The organism is Microbacterium californiense (assembly GCF_047246625.1).
In the GTDB taxonomy this organism is placed as follows: Bacteria; Actinomycetota; Actinomycetes; order Actinomycetales; family Microbacteriaceae; genus Microbacterium.
Genome location: NZ_JBFOKQ010000001.1, coordinates 686,353 through 709,460, shown reverse-complemented (window position 1 = coordinate 709,460; position 23,108 = coordinate 686,353). Strand labels below are relative to the sequence as shown.

The 23,108-nt window shown below is 70.0% G+C and carries 19 protein-coding genes and 2 riboswitches; of the genes, 13 read left to right on the top strand and 6 right to left on the bottom strand.

What is annotated here, in order from left to right; translation table 11 throughout:
* Position 1: 1 nt before the first annotated feature.
* Positions 2-589 (top strand): hypothetical protein, encoded by a 588-nt coding sequence (locus AB3M82_RS03430; RefSeq protein ID WP_412955582.1) that lies wholly within the window; start codon positions 2-4, stop codon positions 587-589.
* Here the strand turns inward: AB3M82_RS03430 and AB3M82_RS03425 are convergent.
* From AB3M82_RS03425 to AB3M82_RS03400, 6 genes are all read right to left on the bottom strand, one after another.
* On the bottom strand, positions 563-1,633 hold the full coding sequence (locus AB3M82_RS03425; protein WP_412955581.1) for a polysaccharide pyruvyl transferase family protein: 1,071 nt from the start codon (positions 1,631-1,633) through the stop codon (positions 563-565). The genes AB3M82_RS03430 and AB3M82_RS03425 overlap by 27 nt on opposite strands.
* A gap of 75 nt (positions 1,634-1,708) precedes the next feature.
* A complete protein-coding gene (locus AB3M82_RS03420) occupies positions 1,709-2,845 on the bottom strand; it encodes a cysteine desulfurase family protein (RefSeq protein ID WP_412955580.1) in 1,137 nt (378 codons plus the stop codon).
* 4 nt (positions 2,846-2,849) lie between these two features.
* Entirely contained in the window at positions 2,850-3,701 is an 852-nt protein-coding gene (gene nadC, locus AB3M82_RS03415; protein ID WP_412955579.1) for a carboxylating nicotinate-nucleotide diphosphorylase, read from the bottom strand.
* On the bottom strand, positions 3,701-5,173 hold the full coding sequence (nadB, locus tag AB3M82_RS03410; RefSeq protein ID WP_412955578.1) for an L-aspartate oxidase: 1,473 nt from the start codon (positions 5,171-5,173) through the stop codon (positions 3,701-3,703). The genes nadC and nadB overlap by 1 nt, the downstream gene beginning before the upstream one ends.
* Positions 5,170-6,501 (bottom strand): quinolinate synthase NadA, encoded by a 1,332-nt coding sequence (nadA, locus tag AB3M82_RS03405; protein ID WP_412955577.1) that lies wholly within the window; start codon positions 6,499-6,501, stop codon positions 5,170-5,172. Before nadA ends, nadB begins: the two co-directional genes overlap by 4 nt.
* On the bottom strand, positions 6,498-7,214 hold the full coding sequence (locus tag AB3M82_RS03400; protein ID WP_412955576.1) for an NUDIX hydrolase: 717 nt from the start codon (positions 7,212-7,214) through the stop codon (positions 6,498-6,500). Before AB3M82_RS03400 ends, nadA begins: the two co-directional genes overlap by 4 nt.
* Positions 7,215-7,471: 257 nt before the next feature.
* Between AB3M82_RS03400 and AB3M82_RS03395 the strand changes: the two genes are divergently transcribed.
* The 12 genes from AB3M82_RS03395 (at position 7,472) to AB3M82_RS03340 (ending at position 23,106) form a co-directional block, all read left to right on the top strand.
* Positions 7,472-9,163, top strand: coding sequence for an ABC transporter substrate-binding protein (locus AB3M82_RS03395; RefSeq protein ID WP_412955575.1), 1,692 nt, complete (start codon positions 7,472-7,474; stop codon positions 9,161-9,163).
* Between the two features lie 40 nt (positions 9,164-9,203).
* On the top strand, positions 9,204-10,199 hold the full coding sequence (locus AB3M82_RS03390; protein WP_412955574.1) for an ABC transporter permease: 996 nt from the start codon (positions 9,204-9,206) through the stop codon (positions 10,197-10,199).
* Positions 10,192-11,175 carry an ABC transporter permease gene (locus AB3M82_RS03385; RefSeq protein ID WP_412955573.1) on the top strand — a complete coding sequence of 328 codons (984 nt, stop codon included), beginning with the start codon at positions 10,192-10,194 and terminating at the stop codon, positions 11,173-11,175. The genes AB3M82_RS03390 and AB3M82_RS03385 overlap by 8 nt, the downstream gene beginning before the upstream one ends.
* Entirely contained in the window at positions 11,172-12,029 is an 858-nt protein-coding gene (locus AB3M82_RS03380) for an ABC transporter ATP-binding protein (protein WP_412955572.1), read from the top strand. The genes AB3M82_RS03385 and AB3M82_RS03380 overlap by 4 nt, the downstream gene beginning before the upstream one ends.
* Positions 12,026-12,892: an ABC transporter ATP-binding protein gene (locus AB3M82_RS03375; protein WP_412955571.1), complete on the top strand. Its 867-nt coding sequence runs from the start codon at positions 12,026-12,028 to the stop codon at positions 12,890-12,892. The genes AB3M82_RS03380 and AB3M82_RS03375 overlap by 4 nt, the downstream gene beginning before the upstream one ends.
* 28 nt (positions 12,893-12,920) lie before the next feature.
* Positions 12,921-13,015, top strand: a riboswitch (glycine riboswitch).
* A 1-nt stretch (position 13,016) separates the two neighbouring features.
* A riboswitch (glycine riboswitch) is annotated at positions 13,017-13,115 on the top strand.
* A 53-nt stretch (positions 13,116-13,168) separates the two neighbouring features.
* On the top strand, positions 13,169-14,353 hold the full coding sequence (locus AB3M82_RS03370) for a glycine cleavage system aminomethyltransferase GcvT (protein WP_412955570.1): 1,185 nt from the start codon (positions 13,169-13,171) through the stop codon (positions 14,351-14,353).
* Positions 14,350-14,727 carry a glycine cleavage system protein GcvH gene (gene gcvH / locus AB3M82_RS03365; RefSeq protein WP_412955569.1) on the top strand — a complete coding sequence of 126 codons (378 nt, stop codon included), beginning with the start codon at positions 14,350-14,352 and terminating at the stop codon, positions 14,725-14,727. Before AB3M82_RS03370 ends, gcvH begins: the two co-directional genes overlap by 4 nt.
* Before the next feature lie 61 nt (positions 14,728-14,788).
* The gene (gene gcvP / locus AB3M82_RS03360; RefSeq protein ID WP_412957994.1) at positions 14,789-17,635 is read left to right on the top strand and encodes an aminomethyl-transferring glycine dehydrogenase; all 2,847 of its coding nucleotides are present in this window, start codon (positions 14,789-14,791) and stop codon (positions 17,633-17,635) included.
* A gap of 204 nt (positions 17,636-17,839) precedes the next feature.
* Complete coding sequence (locus tag AB3M82_RS03355; protein WP_412955568.1) at positions 17,840-19,474, top strand: peptide ABC transporter substrate-binding protein; 1,635 nt, start codon at positions 17,840-17,842, stop codon at positions 19,472-19,474.
* Positions 19,475-19,575: 101 nt separating this feature from the next.
* Positions 19,576-20,502 carry an ABC transporter permease gene (locus AB3M82_RS03350; protein ID WP_412955567.1) on the top strand — a complete coding sequence of 309 codons (927 nt, stop codon included), beginning with the start codon at positions 19,576-19,578 and terminating at the stop codon, positions 20,500-20,502.
* Positions 20,495-21,436, top strand: coding sequence for an ABC transporter permease (locus AB3M82_RS03345; protein WP_412955566.1), 942 nt, complete (start codon positions 20,495-20,497; stop codon positions 21,434-21,436). The genes AB3M82_RS03350 and AB3M82_RS03345 overlap by 8 nt, the downstream gene beginning before the upstream one ends.
* Positions 21,433-23,106, top strand: a complete 1,674-nt coding sequence (locus AB3M82_RS03340; RefSeq protein ID WP_412955565.1) for a dipeptide ABC transporter ATP-binding protein — start codon at positions 21,433-21,435, stop codon at positions 23,104-23,106. The genes AB3M82_RS03345 and AB3M82_RS03340 overlap by 4 nt, the downstream gene beginning before the upstream one ends.
* Positions 23,107-23,108 lie beyond the last annotated feature (2 nt).

The window sequence follows — 23,108 nt, the reverse complement described above, 5'->3', positions numbered from 1 at the left end:
CGTGTCCGCCGCGAAGGTCGTCCTGGTGGACGAGTCCCGCGTGGGACTGGAGGTGACGGAGGTGTCGTTCGGCGTGCGCGACCGATGGGCACGGGAGTTCCACAACGCCCACTCCGATTTCGGCGCCCAGGGTCGGACCGTCGCGGCCTGGCCGAATCGGTGGCTGGATCGGCCGCCGCACGAACGGCTGCGCACGATGGCGCGCGCAGCCGTCGACCTCATGCTGCGCGACCTGGACCAGTGCGGCTATCACCTGGCGGTGCGCGACGGACCGCATGACCGCCTCACCGACGCCGAGGTGGAGGTCTGTGCACGGAACATCCATGATCAGTACCTCTCGTTGACCTGGCGCGACGAGAGCGGGGCGATGCGGCGGTGCGCCGAGCACTTCGTCGACCCGGACGGGGTTCTTCGCCCCACGACTCCTCCGCCGAGCTGGGAGGCCGACGATCCGGACGGACGCGAGAGGAACCGTGCCATGGTGCGCTCGGTGTATCCGGCGCTCGCCGCCACCTTCGGCTATCGCATCACGCGCCGCCGCGACGAGCCGTCCGAGGACACGTCAGTCGACCGCGGCGAACTCCCGTAGCCGCAACTCGAAGCGGCGATGCGCATCGCTCAGCACGTCGGCCGGGCGGACGGCGGAGTCCTCGAGGGATGCCAGACCGTGCATTCGCGAGAGAAGATCCTGGATCGCCATGTCGTCCGCGAAGACGATCCGTTCCGCGAACGCCGGCACCAGGGAGCGCAGCGCCGCGCCGATCTTCCCATACGAGTTCTCGAAGACGACGACGGGTCGCCCGGCGATCAGCGCGAAGAGAGCGCCATGCAGCCGGTCGGTGACCACGAGGTCCGAGGCGTGGAACTCGTCGATCTTGTCGTAGACGAGCTTCGCGCCGAGTTCGAGATTGCTGAACCGCACGTCGGGAACCACGGTGTCCGTGACGACGGTGCGGATGCCCGCGTCGGCGGCGGCGGCCCGCAGCTCGGCGATCCGTGATCCGGGCCTCCTCTCGAGATCCGCTCGTTCGGCGAACAGGGTCCGCGACAGGCGGGGCCGGAACGGGAACGGGTAGAGCTGTCGGGTGGCGAGCTCCTCGGCGCGGACGACCGATTCCTCAGCGAGGTGCGAGCGCGCGATGTCGAGGGACGGGTCGTCCCGGACGGTGAGCAGCAAGCGGGGATGCCTGTCGTATGCCGCCATGGATGCTCGGAGGTTCGCCGTGTCGCGGAAATGGATCGACTGGGGGAGAGACACGATGCGGTTGTGTGGGAAGCGCGCGACGACGGCCAGCCGGGCCGCCTCCTCGTGGGGCCAGAGGTCGCCGAGGTTCCCGCCCCCGTTCACAGCGATGAGATCGTGCGCGTCGACCGCGTCGGTCAATCGCTGCCAGTTGGCGGCGAGAGCGCTGCGCGAGATCGCGAAGACGGGGCGGTCGGGGAAGGCGCTCTCCAGCAGCGCCACGGCGTTGTAGTTGATCGCCAGGTCGCCGAGATTCCCCCACTCATGCGTGCACAGGAGGAAGACGGTCGGAGCGTTCCGGTCTCTCTTCAAAATCGCCTCGAAGGATCGACCGAGCAGCTTCTTGTCGATGGCGTCGAGAAGGAGGGCGTCATCGGCTCGCATGGTCATCGACTTTCTCGGAGGAGACGGGAGGGGACCAAGCCGAGCATAGCCGCGTGACGACGCGGCGCCCGGACGACCCCGTCAGCGCAGCACCGCGCGCACCGACTCCGCGACCAAGGCCGCCAGGCGCTCCGGGGCGTCGGACGGGAGCGGGTCTCGGGAGAACGTGAAGCGGACGGAGGTCTGCGCCACCGCCGGATCCACACCGCAGGCGAGGAGCACCGGGGAGGGCTCGTCGTCGCCCGCGGCGCAGGCGGATCCGCTCGACGAGATCACCCCGCGCCGCTCGAGCTCGAGGAGCACCGACTCCCCGCTGGTTCCCGCGAACGTGAAGCTGGCGGTGGCGGGCAGCCGGTGGACCGGATCGCCGGTGAGCCGGGCCTGCGGCACCGCGGTGAGCACGGCGGCGACGAACCGGGCGGTCGCGGCGCCCACCCGCTCGGCCGTCGGCTCGCGCTCGGCTTCGGCAAGGTCAAGGGCGGTCGCGAGAGCGACCGCCCCGGCGACGTTCTCGGTGCCCGAGCGGCGTCCGCGCTCCTGGCCGCCGCCGTGCAGCAGCGGTTCCAGCGGCACCCGCCCGCGCACCGCGAGCGCGCCGATGCCCTTCGGTGCGCCGAGCTTGTGCCCGGCGATCGACACCGCGTCGGCGCCGAGGTCGTGCAGAGGCAGCCATCCCGCCGACTGCACGGCGTCCAGGTGCAGCGCGACGCCCGACTCGCGCGTCACGCGTGCGAGGTCGGCGGCGTCCTGCACCGTGCCGATCTCGTTGTTCGCATGGCCGATCGACACGAGGGCGGTGTCGGGCCGGATCGCCGCGCGCAGCGCGTCGGCATCGATCCGTCCGACCGCGTCGACCGCGACGGACGACACCTCGACGCCGTGGAAGCGCCGCAGGAACTCGGCCGACTCGCGGATCGACTCGTGCTCGATGGGCGACACCACGAGATGGCGGCGTCCGCGGGCGAGGGCAGCAAGCACGATGCCCTTGACCGCGAGGTTGTTGGCCTCGGTGCCGCCGCCGGTGAAGACCACGTCGCCCGACCGCATGCCCAGGACGCGGGCGACGCGACGCCGGGCATCCTTCAGGGCATGCGATGCCGCCTCGCCCGCGGTGTGATGACTCGAGGGATTGCCGAAGACGCTCGTCAGATAGGGGCGCATGGCGTCGAGCACCTCCGGGCGGACCGGCGAGGTGGCGGCGTGGTCGAGGTACAGCACGGCGTCAGGCGATCCGCAGATCGAGCCCCAGGTCGAGCGCTCGGGCCGAATGGGTGAGCCCGCCCACCGAGATCACGTCGACGCCGGTCGCGGCGATGTCGGCGATCGTCTCGAGGGAGACCCCGCCGGAGGCCTCGACCGTCGCGCGACCGGCGATCAGCCGCACGCCCTCACGGAGGTCCTCCAGAGTGAAGTTGTCGAGGAGCACGGTGTGGGCGCCGCCTTCCAGCACCGCGGGGATCTGGTCGAGACGATCGACCTCGACCACCACATGCGCCGTGTGCGGCAGTCGGCCGAGCGCCTCCCGCAGGGCGGTCGCGAGATCGGCGCCCGAGCGGGTGAGGACGGCGAGGTGGTTGTCCTTGGCCATCACCGCGTCGGACAGCGAGTAGCGGTGGTTGCGTCCTCCGCCGCTCAGCACGGCGTGCCTCTCGAACGCCCGGAGGCCCGGCGTCGTCTTGCGGGTGTCGGCGATGCGCGCGGTCGTCCCCTCCACGGCACGCACGTAGGCGGCGGTGACCGTGGCGATGCCGCTCATGCGCTGGGTGAAGTTGAGCGCCACCCGCTCGGCGGTGAGGATGCTGCGCGCCGAGCCCGAGACGGAGGCGAGCACGTCGCCCGCGCCGAACTCGTCGCCGTCCCCGACGTGCAGGTCGACCGTGAGCGCCGGGTCGGTCAGGGTGAAGGCGTGGGCGAACGCGGCCCCGCCGCTGAACACCCCCGGCTCGCGCGCGACCAGGTCGGCAGTGGCGATCGCCTCCTCGGGGATCAGGGCGGTGCTGGTGAGGTCGCCCCACGGGGCGTCCTCCTCGAGCGCGGCCCCGACGACGCGGGTGAGGGTGGTGGGGGTGAGCATCAGACTCCGATCAGGGCAGGTTCGCGGAAGTGGGCGCCGACCGAGACGGGGCGGGCGAGCGCCGCGGATGCCGTCGCCTCGGCGAGCAGGAGGAGGTTGGCGTCCTCGTGGTCGGCGAGGGTGCGCGGCGAAGGGCAAGAGGTCCGCCAGCCGCGGACCGTCTCGAGCGCTCGCCGCAGGCCGTCCTCGGTGCGCAGCAGTCCGACGTCCTCCCACATCAGCTGTTGGAGGGCGGCGCGGCGGAAGGGGTCGACGGGGGAGCGCGCGGGCTCGGTCGTCGTCGCGAGGGAGGTCCGCGGCGCCACGTCGGGCCACGGCGCGGTGAGAGCGGCGGCGGCCCGGGCGCCGAAGACGGCGGCCTCGAGCAGCGAGTTGGAGGCGAGGCGGTTCGCACCGTGCACTCCGGTGCGGGCGACCTCGCCCACGGCGAAGAGACCAGGGAGAGACGATCGCCCCTCGAGGTCGGTCGCGACGCCGCCCATGAGGTAGTGGGCGGCCGGCGTGACCGGGAGGGGCACCCGCGACCAGTCGAAGCCGCGCTCGCGGGTGACCCGGTCGATCGTGGGGAAGCGGCGGGCCAGGCGTTCTGCTCCGAGCATCGTGGCGTCGAGGCGCACGGGCGCCCCCTGCACCGCGGCTCTCCGCGCGATCGCGCGCGCCACGACATCACGGGGCGCGAGCTCGCCGTCGGGGTGGACGTCGAGGGTGAAGCGCCGGCCCTCCTCGTCGATCAGCGTCGCCCCCTCGCCCCTCACGGCCTCCGAGATCAGGAACGCCGGCCCCGCGGCGAGGATTGTCGGATGGAACTGCACGAACTCGAGATCGGCGACCGTCGCCCCGGCCCGCAGCGCGGCCGCGATGCCGTCGCCCGTGGCTCCCGGGGGATTGGTCGTGTGCCGGTAGAGCTGTCCCGCCCCTCCGGTGGCGAGGATGACGGCATCCGCCTCGAGGTCGCGGATCCCCTCCGCCTCGAGCAGGCGGATGCCGCGCCCCACGCCGCGTTCGACGAGCAGATCGACGAGGAACGCGTGCTCGCGGATGCCGATCTCCGAGGCGCGCACGGCCGCCGACAGGGCGCCGGCGATCGCGGCTCCCGTCGCATCGCCGCCCGCGTGCGCGATGCGCGCGTGGCTGTGCGCCGCCTCCCGGCCGAGGAGGAGCTCGCCGTCGGCGGAGCGGTCGAACGCGACGCCGCGGGCGACGAGCTCGGCGATGCGCGCCGCAGCCTCGGTCACGAGCACCTCGACGGCCGGGACCGACGAGAGGCCGGCGCCCGCGGTGACGGTGTCCGCCGCGTGGGCACGAGGGGAGTCGCCCGCGCCGTGCGCTCCGGCGATCCCGCCCTGCGCGAGCGGCGTGCATCCCTCCCCGAGGGCGCCCTTCGTGACCAGCGTCACGGCGTGACCGGCCTCGTGCGCATGGAGCGCCGCGGTGAGACCGGCGATGCCGGACCCCACCACGACGACGTTCATCGCACGACCGGCTTCGCCGCCAGCATCCGCTCCAGGGCGACTCGGGCGGGCTGCGCCACGTCGTCAGAGACGGTGATGCGGTTCGGGGTCCGGCCGGCGACGAGCTCCTCCAGCACCCAGGCGAGGTAGCCGGGGTGGATGCGGTACATCGTCGAGCAGGGGCATACGACGGGGTCGAGACAGAAGATCTCGTGCTGGGGGTACTGCGCCGCGAGGCGGCGGACCAGATTGATCTCGGTGCCGATGGCGAAGGTGGTCGGCTCTGTCGCGGCGTCGATGGCCCGGCGGATGTAGTCGGTCGACCCCGCCTCGTCCGCCGCGTCCACGACCTCCATCGGGCACTCGGGGTGCACGATTACGCGCACGCCGGGGTGATCGAGGCGGGCCTGCTCGATCTGCGGAACCGTGAACCGCCGGTGGACGGAGCAGAACCCGTGCCACAGGATCACGCGGGAATCCTGCAGCTCCTGGGCCGTCGAGCCGCCGAGCGGCCGGCGCGGGTTCCACATCGGCATCTGCGTCAGCGGCACGCCCATGGCCTTCGCGGTGTTGCGGCCGAGGTGCTGGTCGGGGAAGAAGAGCACCCGGCGCCCGCGGGCGAAGGCCCATTCCAGCACCGTGTGCGCGTTGGACGAGGTGCACACGATGCCGCCGTGCCGGCCCACGAACCCCTTGATCGCCGCCGAGGAGTTCATGTAGGTGACCGGGATGACCGGCACGCGCCCCTCGCTGTCGACCGCCTCGAGGTCGCCGAGGACCTCCTCCAGCTGCTCCCAGCAGCCCTCGACCTGATCGATGTCGGCCATGTCGGCCATCGAGCAGCCGGCCGCGAGGTTCGGCAGGACGACCGCCTGGTCGGGGCCGGACAGCAGATCGGCGGTCTCGGCCATGAAGTGCACGCCGCAGAACACGATCGCCTCGGCATCCGGGCGGCCCTTCGCCGCCGTCGCGAGCTGGAAGGAGTCGCCCACGTAGTCCGCGTGGCGCACGACCTCCTCGCGCTGGTAGAAGTGCCCGAGCACCACGACGCGCTCGCCGAGGGCCTCCTTGGCGGCGCGGATGCGCTCGTCGAGCTCGGTCTCGTCGGCGTCGCGGTACCGGGCGGGCAGCTCGCCCTGACGCGGTGCGCCGACGGGGATGACGTCGCCCATGGACGACCCGGGCCCGTATCCGGGTCGGGTGTCGAAGTCCCAGGGACCCACCGCGAGGTCGGTGGTGCAGGTCGCGTCGGTCGACGTGCCGGCAACGATCGCCTGGATGGCGTGGTCGACGGAGCCGTCGGCGACGGTCGGGGTGAGGACCGAACCGTCGGTCTGCGCAGGGGTCATCGGATGCTCGTCTCCTCGGGGTCGAGCGGGCCGCGGTCGGCCAGCTCCACGTCGGTGTTGTGGCGGTAGAGCCGCGCGGGTCGGTGGCTGCCGGTGCGGAACCGGTCGGTCGCCGTGAGGCTCCCGGAGGTCTCGACCTGGCGTCGGAAGTTGGCGGGATCGAGGTGGCGCCCGAGGATCGCCTCGTAGGCTTCGCGCAGCTCGGCGAGGGTGAACTCCTGCGGGAGGAAGCCGTGCGCGACTCGGCTGTACCCGATCTTGTTCCGCAGGCGCCAGAGCGCGTACTCGACGATGTCGAGGTGGTCGAACGCGAGGTCGGGGAGGGCGTCGACGTCGAACCACTCGACGTTCTCCGGGGCGTGGCCCGACGCGCGGTGCGCGGCGCTCTGGGCCTGCACGTCGTCCTGACGCAGCAGCGCCCAGTAGACGATCGACACGACGCGGGTGGGCGAGCGGTCGACGGCCCCGAAGGCGTACAGCTGCTCGAGGTAGGTGGGGGAGAGCCCGCTCGTCTCGGCGAGGGTGCGCGCCGCCGCGTCGACCGGCGACTCGCTCGCGGAGAGCCAGCCCCCGGGCAATGCCCATCGGCCGGCGAACGGCTCGCGCGTGCGCCGGACGAGGGGCAGGGCGAGCACGGGGGATCCCTCGTCGGGCAGGCGCAGCGTGAAGATCACCGTCGACACGGCGACACGGATCTGCGCACTTCGGGTCATGGCGACTCTAACCTCCGCGCACGATCTTAGTGTCATCGCGACATTTAGTGCCAATCAACGACCTGAGCGACCCCGAGTCCGAAACGTTATCTTGCGGCCGGAAGAACCCTTGTCGACCGAGCAGTGGTTTGTTAGGTTACTGTCCTAACAAACCCGAGCCGGTGGCAGCGCAGCCCCGGCGGGTCCGGTCCTCACTCCCGAGGATCGGCTCCACCCGGAGATCCCTCCATGCAGTGCAGCACCGAGAGGAAGCAAGAATGACCCGTAACGGCACGCGCAAGATCGCGCTCACCGCGGCGGCGGGGGCGACCGTCCTCGCCCTGGGCCTGACCGCCTGTGGTTCGGGCGGGAGCGCCGACTCCGACGCGAACGGCGACCGAGCCCTCCGCGTCTGGGCCGGAAGCCAGACCCCGATCACCGCGAACTACAACCCCTTCGCCCCGACGGTGCTCCACGGCGCCCTCGGACCCATCTACGAGCCGCTGTTCTTCTTCAACAAGACCGCCGACTCCGAGCCGATCGGCCTCATCGGCGACTCGTACGAGTACAACGAGGACGGCACGGCGATCACCATCACGATCAAGCCCGACCTGAAGTGGAGCGACGGCGAGCCGCTCACCGCCGCCGACGTCGCGTTCTCGTTCAACTACGAGGCGAACAACCCGGAGGGCAACGGCCTCGTCTCGGCCGAGGCGACCGACGACACCACGGTCGTGCTGACGTACTCCACGGCCCAGTACACGACCGAGTTCCAGCGGCTCGGATCGACGTACATCCTGCCCGAGCACATCTGGAAGGACGTCACCGACTTCGCCAACTTCGCGAACGAGGAGCCCGTCGGATCCGGCGCCTACGTGGTCGACAAGACCACGAGCGAGTCCTACACGCTCGTCGCCAACGAGAACTTCCGCGACGCCGACGACCTCGGGGTCACGAAGGTGCAGTACATCGCCGTCGACAACAACCAGACCGCACAGGACCTCCTCGCCGCGGGCGAGCTGGACTGGACCGGCATGTTCATCCCGAACCCGGACGACGTGACCGGCAACGGGGCGATCGAGTGGATCAACACCCCGCAGGACCCGACGGTGCTCTACACCTGCGCGAACGTCGACCTCGGCTGCACCGGACCGCAGACCGACGTCGCCGTGCGTCAGGCGCTCAATGCGGCCATCGACCGCAGCACCATCAAGGAGAAGGCGTTCGTCGGCCTGACCGGAGACATCTCGCCGACCTACGCGCTGCTGCCCCGCGACGAGAAGTGGGTCGCCGATCCCGCCAACGAGGTCAGCCCGCAGGAGGCGAACGCGGAGGACGCCGCCGGCATCCTCGAGGCCGCCGGCTACACGAAGGGATCCGACGGCATCTACGAGAAGGACGGCACCCCCGTCGAGCTCAGCCTGATCTCGGTCGACGGCTGGACCGACTACAACGACGCCGCCAAGCTCATCGCGGAGCAGGCCGAGGCGGCGGGCATCAAGATCAACGCCTCGACCGTGCAGTGGCAGGAGTTCTCCGACGCCCGCCAGGGCGGCGACTTCCAGCTCATCGTGGGAGGGATGATCGGCACCTCGGTCGCCGACCCGTTCCAGATCTACCGCGACTGGTTCGGCGGCACGCAGGTGCAGTCCACGAGCCCCGTCGGAGCGGAGGTCCCGGCCGGACGCTGGAACTTCAGCCGGTACGACAACCCCGTCGTCGACGCGGCGATCCAGTCCGCCATCAGCACCGATGACGAGGCGGCCAAGAAGGAGCTGTACGGCACGATCCAGTCCGAGATCGTGCGGGACCTGCCCTACATCCCGCTCGTGATCAACGCGACCCAGACCTTCTACAACACGAAGGACTACACCGGCTGGCCGACGGAGGACGACCTCTACGCCTTCCCGCCGTCGTGGGGGGCGATCGCCGCCGGGTACGTGCTGACGCAGCTGCAGCCGGTCGGCTGACCGGTCGTCGGGGAGGCAGGAAGTCGAGGAAGACGCACTCATGAAGTTCTACGCACGACGGATCGGGTTCTACGCGTTCACGCTGTGGGCCGCGATCTCCCTCAACTTCCTGCTTCCCCGCATGATGCCCGGCGACCCCGCCGACATCATGATCGCCAAGATGCAGCGCGCGGGCGGAGAGGTGTCCGAGAACACCATCCGCAACATCAAGCTGCTGCTCGGCGGCGACGACGCGTCCCTCTGGGAGCAGTACCTCTCCTACTGGGGACGGATGTTCCAGGGTGATCTCGGCGTCTCGGTGACGAAGTTCCCCACCCCGGTCTCCGAGCTCATCGGGCAGGCGCTGCCGTGGACGCTGATTCTCGTGGGCACCGCGACCGTGATCTCCTTCGTGCTCGGCGTCGTGCTCGGCGCCTGGGCGGGATGGAAGCGGGGCACGTGGGTCGACCACGTGATCCCGGCGACCACGGTCCTGCAGTCCATCCCGTACTTCTGGATGGCGCTGATCCTCGTCGCGGTGTTCGCGGTCGGGCTCGGCTGGTTCCCGATCTTCGGCGGCTACGACGTGTTCGACTTCCCCGACGGCCCCGAGCCGACCTGGGCCTTCTTCTCGAACGCGCTCTCGCACGCGATCCTCCCCGCGCTCACGATCGTGATCAGCTCGGTAGGCGGCTGGCTGTTCGGCATGCGCAACATGATGGTGTCGACGCTTGCCGAGGACTACGTGCTCACCGCCGAGGCGAAGGGGCTGCACCCCCGCCGCATCCTCACCACCTACGCCGCGCGCAACGCCGCGATCCCGTCGGTCGCCGGATTCTCGATCACCCTCGGCTTCGTCGTGGCGGGCTCCATCGTGATGGAGCAGGTGTTCACCTATCCCGGCATCGGCAAGCTCATGTTCCAAGCCGTCACCAACAACGACTACGCCCTCATGCAGGGGCTGTTCCTGGTCATCACGATCACCGTGCTCGCCGCCAACTTCTTCATGGACCTGATCTACGGATTCATCGACCCGAGGGCTCGCCAGAATGTCTGACACCAAGCTCGTCCCCCTGCAGATCGTCACGGAGCAGCCGGCCGAGGAGCCGGCGACCACCGCGACCCTCGCCACGCAGCGTCCGCGACGGGGACGCGGACTCCTGCCGACACGCTCGCCCAAGTTCGTCACGGGGCTCGTGCTGGTCGTCGCGATCACGCTGTTCGCGGTCATCGCGCCGCTCTTCGCGCAGAACCCCCGCAGCACCGACAACGCCGCGCTCCAGCCGCCCTCCGCCGAGCACTGGCTCGGCACGACCAAGCTCGGGAACGACATGTTCGCGCAGCTCGCCACCGGCGCCCAGGGGTCGCTCCTCGTGGGAGTGGTGGCGGGCGGGATCGCGATCGTGCTCTCGCTCCTGTTCGGCGTGCTCGCCGGATACCTCGGCGGCTGGCGGGAGGACGCACTCGCCCTCCTCACCAACGTGATGCTCGTCATCCCCGGCCTGCCGCTGGTCATGGTGATCGCCTCGTTCGTGCCGCAGCGCAGCTGGCAGCTGGTGGCCGTCGTCCTCGGCATCACCTCCTGGGCGGGCGCCGCCTACGTGCTGAGGCTCCAGACGCGCTCGCTGCGCACCCGGGACTACGTGTACGCCGCGAAGGTCGCGGGGGAGCGGTCGTTCCGCGTCATCCTCGTCGAGATCATGCCGAACCTCCTGCCGCTGCTCACCGCGCAGTTCCTGTTCGCGATCATCTTCGCCATTCTCGGCGAGGCCGGTCTGTCGTACCTGGGGCTCGGGCCGAACTCGTCGATCACGTGGGGCACGATCCTCAACGACGCCCAGTCCGGGCAGGCGCTCGGACGCGGTGCCTGGTGGTGGTTCGTCCCGCCGGGCATCATGATCGCGCTGCTCGGGGCCGGCCTCGCCCTCATCAACTTCGCGATCGACGAGGTCATCAACCCCAAGCTGCGCAACGCCCCGGATGCGGCCCGGCGCGTGCGCAGGGCCGCGAAGACGAAGGGGGTGACCGCATGAGCGCGCCCGTCCTGACCGCCCGCGACGTGTCGATCGAGTACGAGGTCGATCCGCCTGTGAAGGCCGTGCGCAACGTCTCCCTGACCCTCCACCGCGGCGAGATCCTGGGTCTCGCCGGGGAATCCGGATGCGGCAAGACCACGCTCGCGTACGGCATGAACCGGCTGCTCAAGGCTCCGGCTCTCATGACGAGCGGGGAGATCGTGTTCCACGACCGCGACGGCCGCGACATCGACGTCGTCGGGCTCGAGGCCGACGGCCTCCGCGCCTTTCGGTGGGACAAGATCTCGATGGTGTTCCAGGGAGCGATGAACTCGTTGAACCCGGTGATCAGCGTCAAGGCGCAGATCTTCGACATCTTCGACACACACCGTCCGGGGATGTCCCGCGCCCGCAAGCAGAAGCGCGCGGAGGAGCTGCTCACGCTGGTCGGCGTCGACCCGACGCGGCTCACCAGCTTCCCGCATGAGCTCTCGGGGGGCATGCGCCAGCGCATGATGATCGCCATGGCGCTCGCCCTCGACCCGCAGGTCATGATCATGGACGAGCCGACCACCGCGCTCGACGTCGTGGTGCAGCGCGGCATCATCCGCGAGATCATGCGCCTGCGGGAGAAGCTCGGCTTCGCCGTGATCTTCATCACCCACGACCTCCCGATGCTGATCGAGATCTCCGACCGGATCGCCGTGATGCTGCAGGGGGAGATCGTCGAGGAGGGCACGGCCGAGGAGATCTACCGCACGCCGCGGCATCCGTACACGCAGAGGCTGCTGTCGAGCTTCCCGAGTCTCCGCGGGGACCGCGGAGACTTCGTGCGCACGGGGATGCAGGAGAGTCAGGAGCAGGTCCGATGAGTTCCGCCCACGGTGCCGAGGCCGGGAGGCCGACGCTGGAGGCCCGCCACCTCTCGAAGGACTTCACCCTCCGATCCGGGTTCCGCACCGACGTCCTGCATGCCGTGAAGGACGTCTCCTTCACGCTCGAGGCGGGCCGCACGATCGCGCTCGTGGGCGAGTCCGGGTCGGGGAAGTCGACGATCGCACGGATGCTCATGAAGCTGGAGAGGCCGACGAGCGGGCAGATCCTGCTCGACGGCGTGGACTCCGGCGTCCGCGGGCGTGCCCTGGCGCGCTACCGCTCCGACGTGCAGATGGTGTTCCAGGACCCGTTCGCGTCGCTGAACCCCTTCCACTCGATCGTGCATCATCTGGAGCGTCCGCTGCGCATCCACCACCCGCATCTCAGCGCCGCGCAGGTCCGTGAGCGGGCGCTCGAGCTGCTCGAGCGCGTGCGGCTGACCCCGGCCGAGAGCTTCGCCGAGCGGCGACCGCACGAGCTGTCCGGCGGGCAGCGCCAGCGGGTCGCTATCGCCCGAGCTCTCGCGCCCGGCGCGCGGTTCATCGTCGCCGACGAGCCGGTGTCGATGCTCGACGTCTCGATCCGCCTGGGCGTGCTCAACCTGCTTGCGGCCCTGCAGCGCGAGGACGACCTCGGCGTGCTGTACATCACGCACGATCTCGCGACGGCCCGCCACTTCTCCGACGAGATCATGGTGCTGTACAAGGGCGACGTGGTCGAGCGGGGTCCCGCCGACCGGGTCATCCTCGACCCGCAGCACGCGTACACGAAGACGCTCCTGGGCGCGGCGCCCGAGCCGGAGAACCTCGGACGCCTGCGCGACGAGGTCCGCCGCGAGCTGGCAGGGGAGACCCGCTAGACTGGCCGCACAATCGAACACGGGCCGAATGACCCCCGCGGGAGAGCCCCGGCGAACGCAGCCGGGCACCGAAGGAGCAAGCCTCCCCGCCAATCTCTCAGGTACGCGTACCGCGCGGTTCCGGCCACTCTGAAAAGCGATCCCGAGCTGCTGCGGGATCCGCCGACGGTGAAAACCCGCCTCCGCGCGCGGGTGAAGCTCTCAGGCCCATGACAGAGGGGGAGTTCCGAGGAGCGGCGATGCCGCCGCTCCGCCCGCACGCATCCGGGAGAACTCATGCCAGACCCCCGTTACACCCCGCTCCGCGAACGCCATGAGGCGCTCGGCGCCTCCTTCACCGACTTCGGCGGGTGGCAGATGCCGGTGCGCTACACCTCCGACCTCGCCGAGCACCACGCCGTGCGGCAGGCGGCGGGCATCTTCGACATCTCGCACATGGCCGAGTTCCTCATCACCGGCGACTACTCGGGGGACTTCCTCGATCACGCGCTCGCCGGGCGGCTGTCGACCCTGCCGGTCGGCAAGGCGAAGTACTCCCTCCTCCTGTCCGAGCAGGGCGGCATCGTCGACGACGTGATCGTCTACCGACTCGCCGAGGATCGCTATCTCGTGATCGCCAACGCCGGCAACCGCGGCTACGTCGACTCCGCCTTCGCCTCCCGCGTGCGCTCGTTCCCCTCGATCCTCGAGCGGGAGATGGCCCCCCGGGCCGAGGGTGAGGAGCGCAGCTTCGCCGGGTTCCTCGGCGATCGCGGGGTCGATGTGGAGGACGTGTCGGACTCCTTCGCGCTCATCGCCGTCCAGGGGCCGGCGGCGCAGGGCATCCTCGCCGCCACGGAGGGCATCGAAGCCCTCGGCACACCCTGGTCCGAGCAGAGGTACTACGCCTGGACGGATGCGTCCTTCCGCGGCGCGCCGCTGCTCATCGCCCGCACCGGGTACACGGGCGAGGACGGCTTCGAGCTGATGATCCGCGTCGACGACGCCGGCGCCCTGTGGGACGCCGTACTCGCCGCCGGGGCGCCGCACGGTCTGGTGCCGGCGGGCCTCGCCGCGCGCGACACGCTCCGCCTCGAGGCGGGCATGCCGCTGTACGGCCACGAGCTGACGACCGCGACCAAGCCGGCACAGGCGGGTCTCGGCCGGGTGGTCGCGAGGGACAAGGCGGGGTTCGTCGGCAAGGAGGCCGTGGATGCCGCGGCCGATGCGCCGGTGCTCGTGGGCCTCGTCGCCGAAGGCCGTCGCGCCGGCCGCGCCGGCTACGCGGTGGTGGACGCCGAGGGCGCCCCTCTCGGCGAGATCACCAGCGGCGCCCTGAGCCCCACCCTCGGCCACCCGATCGCGATGGCCTACATCATTCCTTCCTCCGCGGAGGAGGGGACGAACGTGTTCCTCGACGTGCGGGGGACGAGGATGTCCGCGACCGTGACCGCCCTGCCTTTCTACCGGAGGACCATATGACCGACCTCAACGCGCTGCACTACACCGACGAGCACGAGTGGATCGCCGCCGACGGCGACACCGTCACGATCGGCATCACCGACTACGCCGCCGACAAGCTCGGCGACGTCGTGTTCGTCGAGCTGCCCGCGGTCGGCACCGCGCTCTTGGCGGGCACGGTCGTGGGCGAGATCGAGTCGACCAAGTCGGTCGGGGAGCTGTACGCCCCCGTCGCCGGCACGGTCGTCGAGGTCAACGACGCCGTGGTCGACGACCCCTCGCTGGTGAACGCGGAGCCGTTCGAGGGCGGCTGGCTGCTCAAGGTGTCGGTCGCCGAGGGTGCCCTCGACGGCCTGCTCGACCGCGACGCCTACGTCGCACTCACCGAGGGCTGATCCGGACGTGGTTCCCTTCGCCGACCGTCACATCGGACCCACGCCCGCCGCCCAGCGGCAGATGCTCGACGCCCTGGGCATCGCCGGCGACGCCGCCGCCGAGGGACCGCTCGAGGCGCTCATGACCGAGGCGGTGCCCTCGTCGATCTTCACGCCCGCGGCATCCGAGTCCGAGCTCGCCGGCAGCAGCATCCCCGCCGCCGCGAGCGAGACCGAGACGCTGCACGAGCTGCGCGCCCTCGCGTCCCGCAACACCGTGAACCGCGCCATGATCGGCCTCGGCTACTACGGCACGATCACCCCGCAGGTCATCCAGCGCAACGTGTTGGAGAACCCGTCCTGGTACACGGCGTACACGCCGTACCAGCCCGAGATCTCGCAGGGGCGCCTCGAAGCCCTGATCAACTTCCAGACGATGGTCGCCGACCTGACCGGTCTGTCGACGGCGAACGCCTCGATGCTCGACGAGTCGACGGCGGTCGCCGAGGGGATGCTCCTCGCCCGCCGGGCGTCGAAGGTCGCGTCCCCCGTGTTCGCCGTCGACGCGGATGCCCTCCCGCAGACGCACGCCCTGCTCCGCAACCGCGCGGACGCCGTGGGCATCGAGCTGGTCACGGTCGACTTCGCGGCGGGCGAGGAGCTCCCGGCCGAGCTGTTCGGCGTCTTCATCCAGTACCCGGGTGCATCCGGCCGGATCTGGGACCCCTCGGCCGTCATCGACGCGGCGCACCTCGCGGGCGCGCTCGCGGTGGTCGCGGCCGACCTCCTGGCGCTCACCCTGATCACCTCACCGGGCTCCCTGGGCGCGGACGTCGCGGTGGGGACGACGCAGCGCTTCGGCGTGCCGATGGGCTTCGGCGGCCCGCACGCGGGGTACATGGCGGTCCGCGCGGGTCTCGAGCGCCAGCTCCCGGGGCGCCTCGTCGGCGTCTCGGTGGATGCCGACGGCAAGCCGGCATACCGGCTCTCGCTGCAGACGCGCGAGCAGCACATCCGCCGCGAGAAGGCGACCTCGAACATCTGCACCGCCCAGGTGCTGCTGGCCGTGATGGCCTCGATGTACGCCGTGTACCACGGTCCCGACGGGCTGCAGGCGATCGCGCGGCAGGTGGCCGACAAGGCCCGGCTCCTGCGCGACTGGCTCGTCGAGGCCGGGGCCGAGGTCGTGCACGACGCGTTCTTCGACACCGTCCGGGTGCGGGTGCCCGGGCGCGCGGCGGAGTACGTCTCCCAGGCCCATCACGGCTACGGCATCCTGCTCCACGCCGCGGACCCCGACACCGTCGGCATCTCGGTCGACGAGACCACGACGCACGACGAGCTGCACCAGGTCGCGCGCGTGTTCGGGGGCAAGGCCGACCGGGCGTTCGGGTTCTGGGCGAGCGGTTCGCAGGGAGCCGTCCCGAGCGGCCTGGTGCGACAGGACGAGTACCTCACGCACCCGGTCTTCCACGCGCACCGCAGCGAGACCGCGATGATGCGCTATCTCAAGAGCCTCGCCGATCGCGACTACGCGCTCGATCGCGGCATGATCCCGCTCGGGTCGTGCACGATGAAGCTCAACGCCGCGACCGAGATGGCGGCGATCACGTGGCCCGAGTTCGCCGTGATCCACCCCTTCGCCCCGGCATCCGACGTGGCCGGGTACCTCGAGCTGATCGACCAGCTCGAGTCCTGGCTCGCCGAGGTCACCGGCTACGACGCCGTGTCGCTGCAGCCCAACGCCGGATCGCAGGGGGAGCTCGCCGGGCTCCTGGCCATCCGCGGCTACCACCTCGCGAACGCCGACGAGCAGCGGACGGTGTGCCTGATCCCCTCGTCGGCCCACGGCACGAACGCCGCATCCGCCGTCCTCGCCGGCATGAAGGTCGTCGTCGTCGCCTGCGACGAGCTCGGCAACGTCGACCTCGACGACCTGCGGGCGAAGATCGCCGCGCACGCCGACGAGCTGTCGGCTCTGATGATCACGTACCCCTCGACGCACGGCGTGTACGAGCACGACGTCGTGGAGATCACCGCGGCGGTGCACGAGGCCGGGGGCCAGGTCTACGTCGACGGCGCGAACCTGAACGCCCTGCTGGGCTACGCGCGGTTCGGGGACCTCGGCGGAGACGTGTCGCACCTCAACCTGCACAAGACGTTCGCCATCCCGCACGGCGGCGGCGGACCCGGTGTCGGGCCGGTCGCGGCCAAGGCGCACCTCGCCCCGTTCCTCCCGTCGCACCCGCTCGCCCAGCGCTCCGAGCACGCGGGCGGGCACGTGTTCGACGGCGGGGTCGTCTCGGCGGCGCCGTACGGCTCGGCGGGTGTGCTGCCGATCTCGTGGGCGTACGTGCGGATGATGGGGGCGGACGGCCTGCGCCGCGCCACCGCCGCGGCCGTGCTCTCGGCCAACTACGTCGCGGTGCGGCTCGCCGACCACTACCCGGTGCTCTACACGGGCGAGAACGGACGCGTCGCGCACGAGTGCATCCTGGATCTGCGTCCGCTGAAGGAGGCCACCGGGATCACGGTCGACGACGTCGCCAAGCGCCTCATCGACTACGGCTTCCACGCACCCACCATGTCGTTCCCCGTCGCGGGGACCCTCATGGTCGAGCCCACCGAGTCGGAGGATCTCGGCGAGATCGAGCGCTTCATCGAGGCCATGATCCAGATCAAGGCGGAGGCGGATGCCGTCGCGGCGGGTCGCTGGCCGGCGCACGACAACCCGCTCGTGGGCGCCCCGCACACCGCGGTCTCGCTGATCGCGGGGGAGTGGACCCACGCCTACACGCGCGAGGTGGCCGCCTACCCCGTGCACGCCCTGATCGCCGGAAAGTACTGGCCGCCCGTGCGCCGGATCGATCAGGCGTACGGAGACCGCAATCTGGTGTGCGCATGCCCGCCGGTGGAGGCCTTCGCCTGACCCGGGCATCCGACCACGACGGCGCCGCGGCTCTTCGGAGCCGGCGGCGCCGTCGTGTTTCCTGAATGTTTCCTATGGTCACCACTCAGTAACGGTTGATTAGCCGAATGCGCCGCCTGCTGCATGCCGAGATACCCTGAACTATCCCTACGCGTTCAATGAGGAGCGCGCAGTCTGAAGTACACGTCCACAGGAGGACACATAGTGAAGCGCAACAAGATCGCCCTTGCGGGCACCGCGCTGTTCGCGATCGGCGCCCTGGCGCTCGCGGGCTGCGCGAACGGTGGCGGCGGCAACTCCGACGGCGGAAGCGCCGGCGGCGAGGTCGACCCGGACGCCATCATCACGACCAACGGCTCCGAGCCCGAGAACCCGCTGATCCCGACCAACACCAACGAGGTCGGCGGCGGAAAGATCCTCGACGAGATCTTCGCCGGGCTCATCTACTACGACGCCGAGGGCAAGCCGGTCAACGACATGGCCGAGGAGATCACGACCGAGGACCCGCAGCACCTCACGGTCAAGCTCAAGGAAGGCCAGACCTTCACCGACGGCGAAGAGGTCACCGCCGACAACTTCATCAAGGCCTGGAACGAGGGCGCCAAGGCCTCGAACCAGCACCTCTCGAGCTACTTCTTCGAGGACATCGAGGGCTTCAGCTGGGACGAGGACTCGGAGCTCACCGGTCTGCAGCAGGTCGACGACTACACGTTCACGATCGCGCTCAACAAGCCGGCCTCCGACTTCGCCCTCCGCCTGGGCTACTCGGCGTTCTACCCGCTCCCCGACGTCGCGTTCGAGGACATGGAGGCGTTCGGCGAGAACCCGATCGGCAACGGCCCGTACATGCTCGACGGCGAGGGCGCGTGGCAGCACGACGTCCAGATCGACCTCGTGCGCAACGACGACTACCAGGGCGGCCGCAAGGCGCAGAACGGCGGTCTGACGATCAACTTCTACGCCACGCAGGAGGCCGCCTACGCGGACCTGCAGGGCAACCAGGTCGACGTCATCGACCAGATCCCGGCCGCATCGCTGCCGACCTTCCAGGACGACCTGGGCGACCGTGCGGTGAACCAGCCGTCGGCCGTCTTCCAGTCGTTCACGATCGGTCAGTTCCTGCCGCACTTCTCCGGTGAGGAGGGCATCCTCCGCCGCCAGGCGATCTCGATGTCCATCGACCGCGAGCAGATCACGGAGAAGATCTTCTCCGGCACCCGCACCCCGGCCTCCGACTTCACGTCGCCGGTCATCGACGGCTGGTCGGACTCCGTCCCCGGCAGCGAGGTCCTCGGCTACGACCCGGAGAAGGCGAAGGAGCTGTGGGCCGAGGCCGACGCCATCGCGCCGTGGGAGGGCTCGTTCCAGATCGCGTACAACTCCGACGGAGGCCACCAGGAGTGGGTCGACGCGGTGACCAACCAGATCAAGAACACGCTCGGCATCGACGCCTCGGGTGCACCGTACCCGACGTTCGCCGTCATCCGCGAGGAGATCAACAACCGCACGATCAAGACCGCGGCCCGCTCCGGCTGGCAGGCGGACTACCCGGGTCTGTACAACTTCCTGGGCCCGCTCTACGCGACCAACGCCGGTTCCAACGACGGCGACTACTCCAACCCGGAGTTCGACGAGCTGCTCTCCGCCGGCATCAGCAACCCTGACGCCGACGTGCAGATCGAGGACTTCACCAAGGCGCAGGAGATCCTGTTCAACGACCTGCCCGCGATCCCGCTGTGGTACTCCAACGTGACCGGCGGTTACGGCGACAGTGTCGACAACGTCACCTTCGGCTGGAACTCCGTCCCGCTGTACTACGAGATCACGAAGACCAAGTAAGGTCCGACGCGCAACAGCCCGCGAGGCGGTGACGGAGATCGTCACCGCCTCGTAGGCTGTTGTCACCCGACCTGCTCGCGTTCCTCAGAAAGGGACAGCGGATGCTCTCTTACATCCTCAGACGACTCCTGCAGGTGATCCCGGTCTTCTTCGGGGCCACCCTGCTCATCTACTTCCTGGTCTTCGCCATGCCCGGAGACCCCATCCTCGCCCTGTTCGGCGACCGGACGCCGAACCCGGCGCTCGTCGACGCCCTGCGCGAGCAGTACCACCTGAACGACCCGTTCATCGTGCAGTACTGGTACTACATCACCGGCGTGTTCCAGGGCGACCTCGGCACGACCTTCTCGGGTCGCCCGGTCTCGGCCGTCCTCGCGGACACCCTGCCCGTCACCGGCCGTCTCGCGGTCATGGCGATCGGCATCGAGTTCACGCTGGCGATCATCATCGGCACGATCTCCGCCCTGCGCAAGGGCAAGGTCTTCGACAACGTCGCCCTCCTGGTGGCGCTCGTCGCGATCGCGATCCCGATCTTCGTGCTCTGCTTCCTGGCGCAGTACTTCCTCGCCATCCAGTGGGGCTGGTTCAGCCCGACCGTCGGCGCCGACAACGACTGGGGCGGCCTGTGGCTGCCGGCGATCGTGCTCGGGTTCAGCCTCTTCGCGGTGAGCATGCGTCTGATGCGCAGCTCGGTCATCGAGACGCTGAACCAGGACTGGGTGCGCACCGCCTACAGCAAGGGGCTCTCGCGCGGACGCGTGATCCCCGTGCACGTGCTGCGCAACTCGCTGATCCCGGTGATCACCAACTCCGCCACGAACTTCGGCGTGCTGCTCGTCGGCGCGACCGTCACCGAGGGCATCTTCAACGTGCCCGGCGTGGGCAACACCCTGTTCCAGGCGGTCCAGCGCGGTGAGGGCCCGACCGTGGTCTCCTTCGTGACCGTCTTCGTCATCCTGTACGTGCTGGTCAATCTCGTCATCGACCTGCTCTACGGTCTGCTCGACCCGAGGATTCGCTATGTCTGATCCCACGACTCAGAAGCACTACGTGGCCCCCGTCGAGACGGAGTCGATCGCCGTCGACGCCGTCCGCATCGCCGAGAAGCCCAGCAACCTCTGGCGCGACGCCTGGCGCGACCTGCGCCGCCGCCCGCTGTTCTGGTTCTCGGTCGTCCTCGCGACCCTGTTCGTGGTCATCGCCGCCTGGCCGTCGCTGTTCACCAACGTCGACCCGCGCAGCTGCGACCTCATGTTCAGCAACGAGGGACCGGCAGACGGGCACCCGCTCGGCTACACGTTCCAGGGCTGCGACATCTACTCGCGGCTGATCTACGGCGCGCAGACCTCGCTCGCGGTCGGCATCATCGCGACCCTGATCTCGGCCTTCCTCGGCCTGATCATGGGCGCCCTCGCCGGCTTCTACGGCGGGTGGCTCGACGCGCTGCTGTCGCGCATCGGCGACATCTTCTTCGCCATCCCGTACATCCTGGCCGCCGTCGTCGTCATGACGGTGTTCTCGGACGCGCGGTCGGTGTGGACGCTGGCGCTGGCGATCGGCGGGTTCGCGTGGGCCTCGACGGCCCGTGTCGTCCGCGCCGAGATCCTGCGGGTGCGGCAGGCGGACTTCGTCGTCGCCTCGCGCTCGCTGGGCCTGTCGAAGTTCCGCACGCTCGTGAACCACGTGGTGCCGAACGCCATCGCGCCACTGCTCGTGGTCTCGACGCTGGCCCTGGCCGCGGCGATCGTCGCGGAGGCGACGCTGTCGTTCCTCGGCGTCGGCCTCGGCAGCAACGTCATGTCGTGGGGCAACGACATCAGCCAGGCCCAGGCCGCGCTGCGCGTCGCCCCGATGGCGCTCATCTATCCGTCGATCGCGCTGACCCTCGCGGTGCTCGCGTTCGTGACCCTGGGCGAGCTCATCCGAGACGCCCTCGACCCGAAGGCGAGGGCCCGCCGATGAGCGACCGCATCACCGACCAGGTCCCCCTGCTGAGCGTCCGCGACCTCACGGTCGCCTTCCGCACCCAGGAGGGCATGCGCGAGGTCCTGCACGGCGTCAGCTTCGACGTCATGCCGGGCGAGACCGTCGCGATCGTGGGCGAGTCCGGCTCGGGCAAGTCCACCACCGCGACCGCGATCGTGGACCTCCTGCCGGGCACCGGCACCGTCACCGGCGGCTCCATCACGCTCGAGGGCCGCGAGCTCACGACGCTCAGCCGTACGGCGATGGAGAACGTCCGCGGCCGCGACGTCGGCTTCGTCCCGCAGGATCCGATGTCGAACCTGAACCCGGTGTGGAGCATCGGCTTCCAGGTGAAGGAGGCGATCCGCGCCAACGGCATCGCCCAGGGACGCCAGGGCGTGAAGGACCGCGCCGTCGAGGTGCTCCAGCAGGCCGGCCTGGCCGACGCCGAGCGGCGCCTGCACCAGTTCCCGCACCAGTTCTCGGGCGGCATGCGCCAGCGTGCGCTGATCGGCATCGGCCTCGCGGCCGACCCGAAGCTGCTGATCGCCGACGAGCCGACCTCGGCCCTCGACGTGACGGTGCAGCGGGTCATCCTCGACCACATGGCGTCGCTCACGCGCGACAAGGGCACCTCGGTGCTCCTGATCACCCACGACCTCGGCCTCGCGGCCGAGCGCGCGGAGAAGATCATCGTGATGAACGGCGGCAACATCGTCGAGGCCGGGCCCAGCCGCCAGATCCTCGAGGATCCGCAGCATCCCTACACGAAGCGCCTGGTCGCCGCCGCGCCCAGCGTCGCCTCGCAGCGCATCCAGGCGGTGGTGGAGGATCGCGGCGTCGAGACCCTCGAGGACCTCGCCGACATCCCGCCCACGGTGCGCGTGGCCGGACTCACCAAGGACTACCGCATCCGTCAGGGCGGCTTCCGCAGCGAGGCGTTCCGCGCCGTGGACGACGTGTCGTTCGAGATTCCCAGGGGCAAGACGCTCGCCCTCGTCGGCGAGTCGGGGTCGGGCAAGTCCACCGTCGCGAAGATGGTGCTCAAGCTCGAGGAGCCCACGGCCGGCACGATCGAGATCGACGGGCAGGATGTCTCCGGGTTCTCGAACGCGCAGGCGTTCGGCCTCCGCCGCCGCATGCAGCCGGTCTTCCAGGACCCGTACGGGTCGCTGGACCCGCTGCGCAACATCGGCAACACGATCGCCGAGCCGCTGCAGATCCACGGCGTCGGCGACCGGGCGTCGCACCGGGCGCGGGTCGAGGAGCTGCTCGACCAGGTCGCGCTGCCGCGGGCCCTCGCGACCCGGTACCCGAACGAGCTCTCCGGTGGTCAGCGTCAGCGTGTCGCGATCGCCCGGGCTCTCGCGCTCAAGCCCGACATCGTCGTGCTCGACGAGGCGGTCTCGGCTCTCGACGTCCTGGTGCAGGACCAGATCCTGAAGCTGCTCGCCGACCTCCAGTCGGAGCTCGACCTCACGTACCTGTTCATCACGCACGACCTCGCGGTGGTGCGCGTCTCGAGCGACCTGGTCTGCGTCATGGAGCGCGGCAAGGTGGTCGAGCAGGGCACGGTCGACGAGATCTTCGCGAACCCGCAGCAGGAGTACACGGAACGTCTGCTCCAGGCGATTCCGGGCGCATCCATCACGCTCGGCGGACACTGACC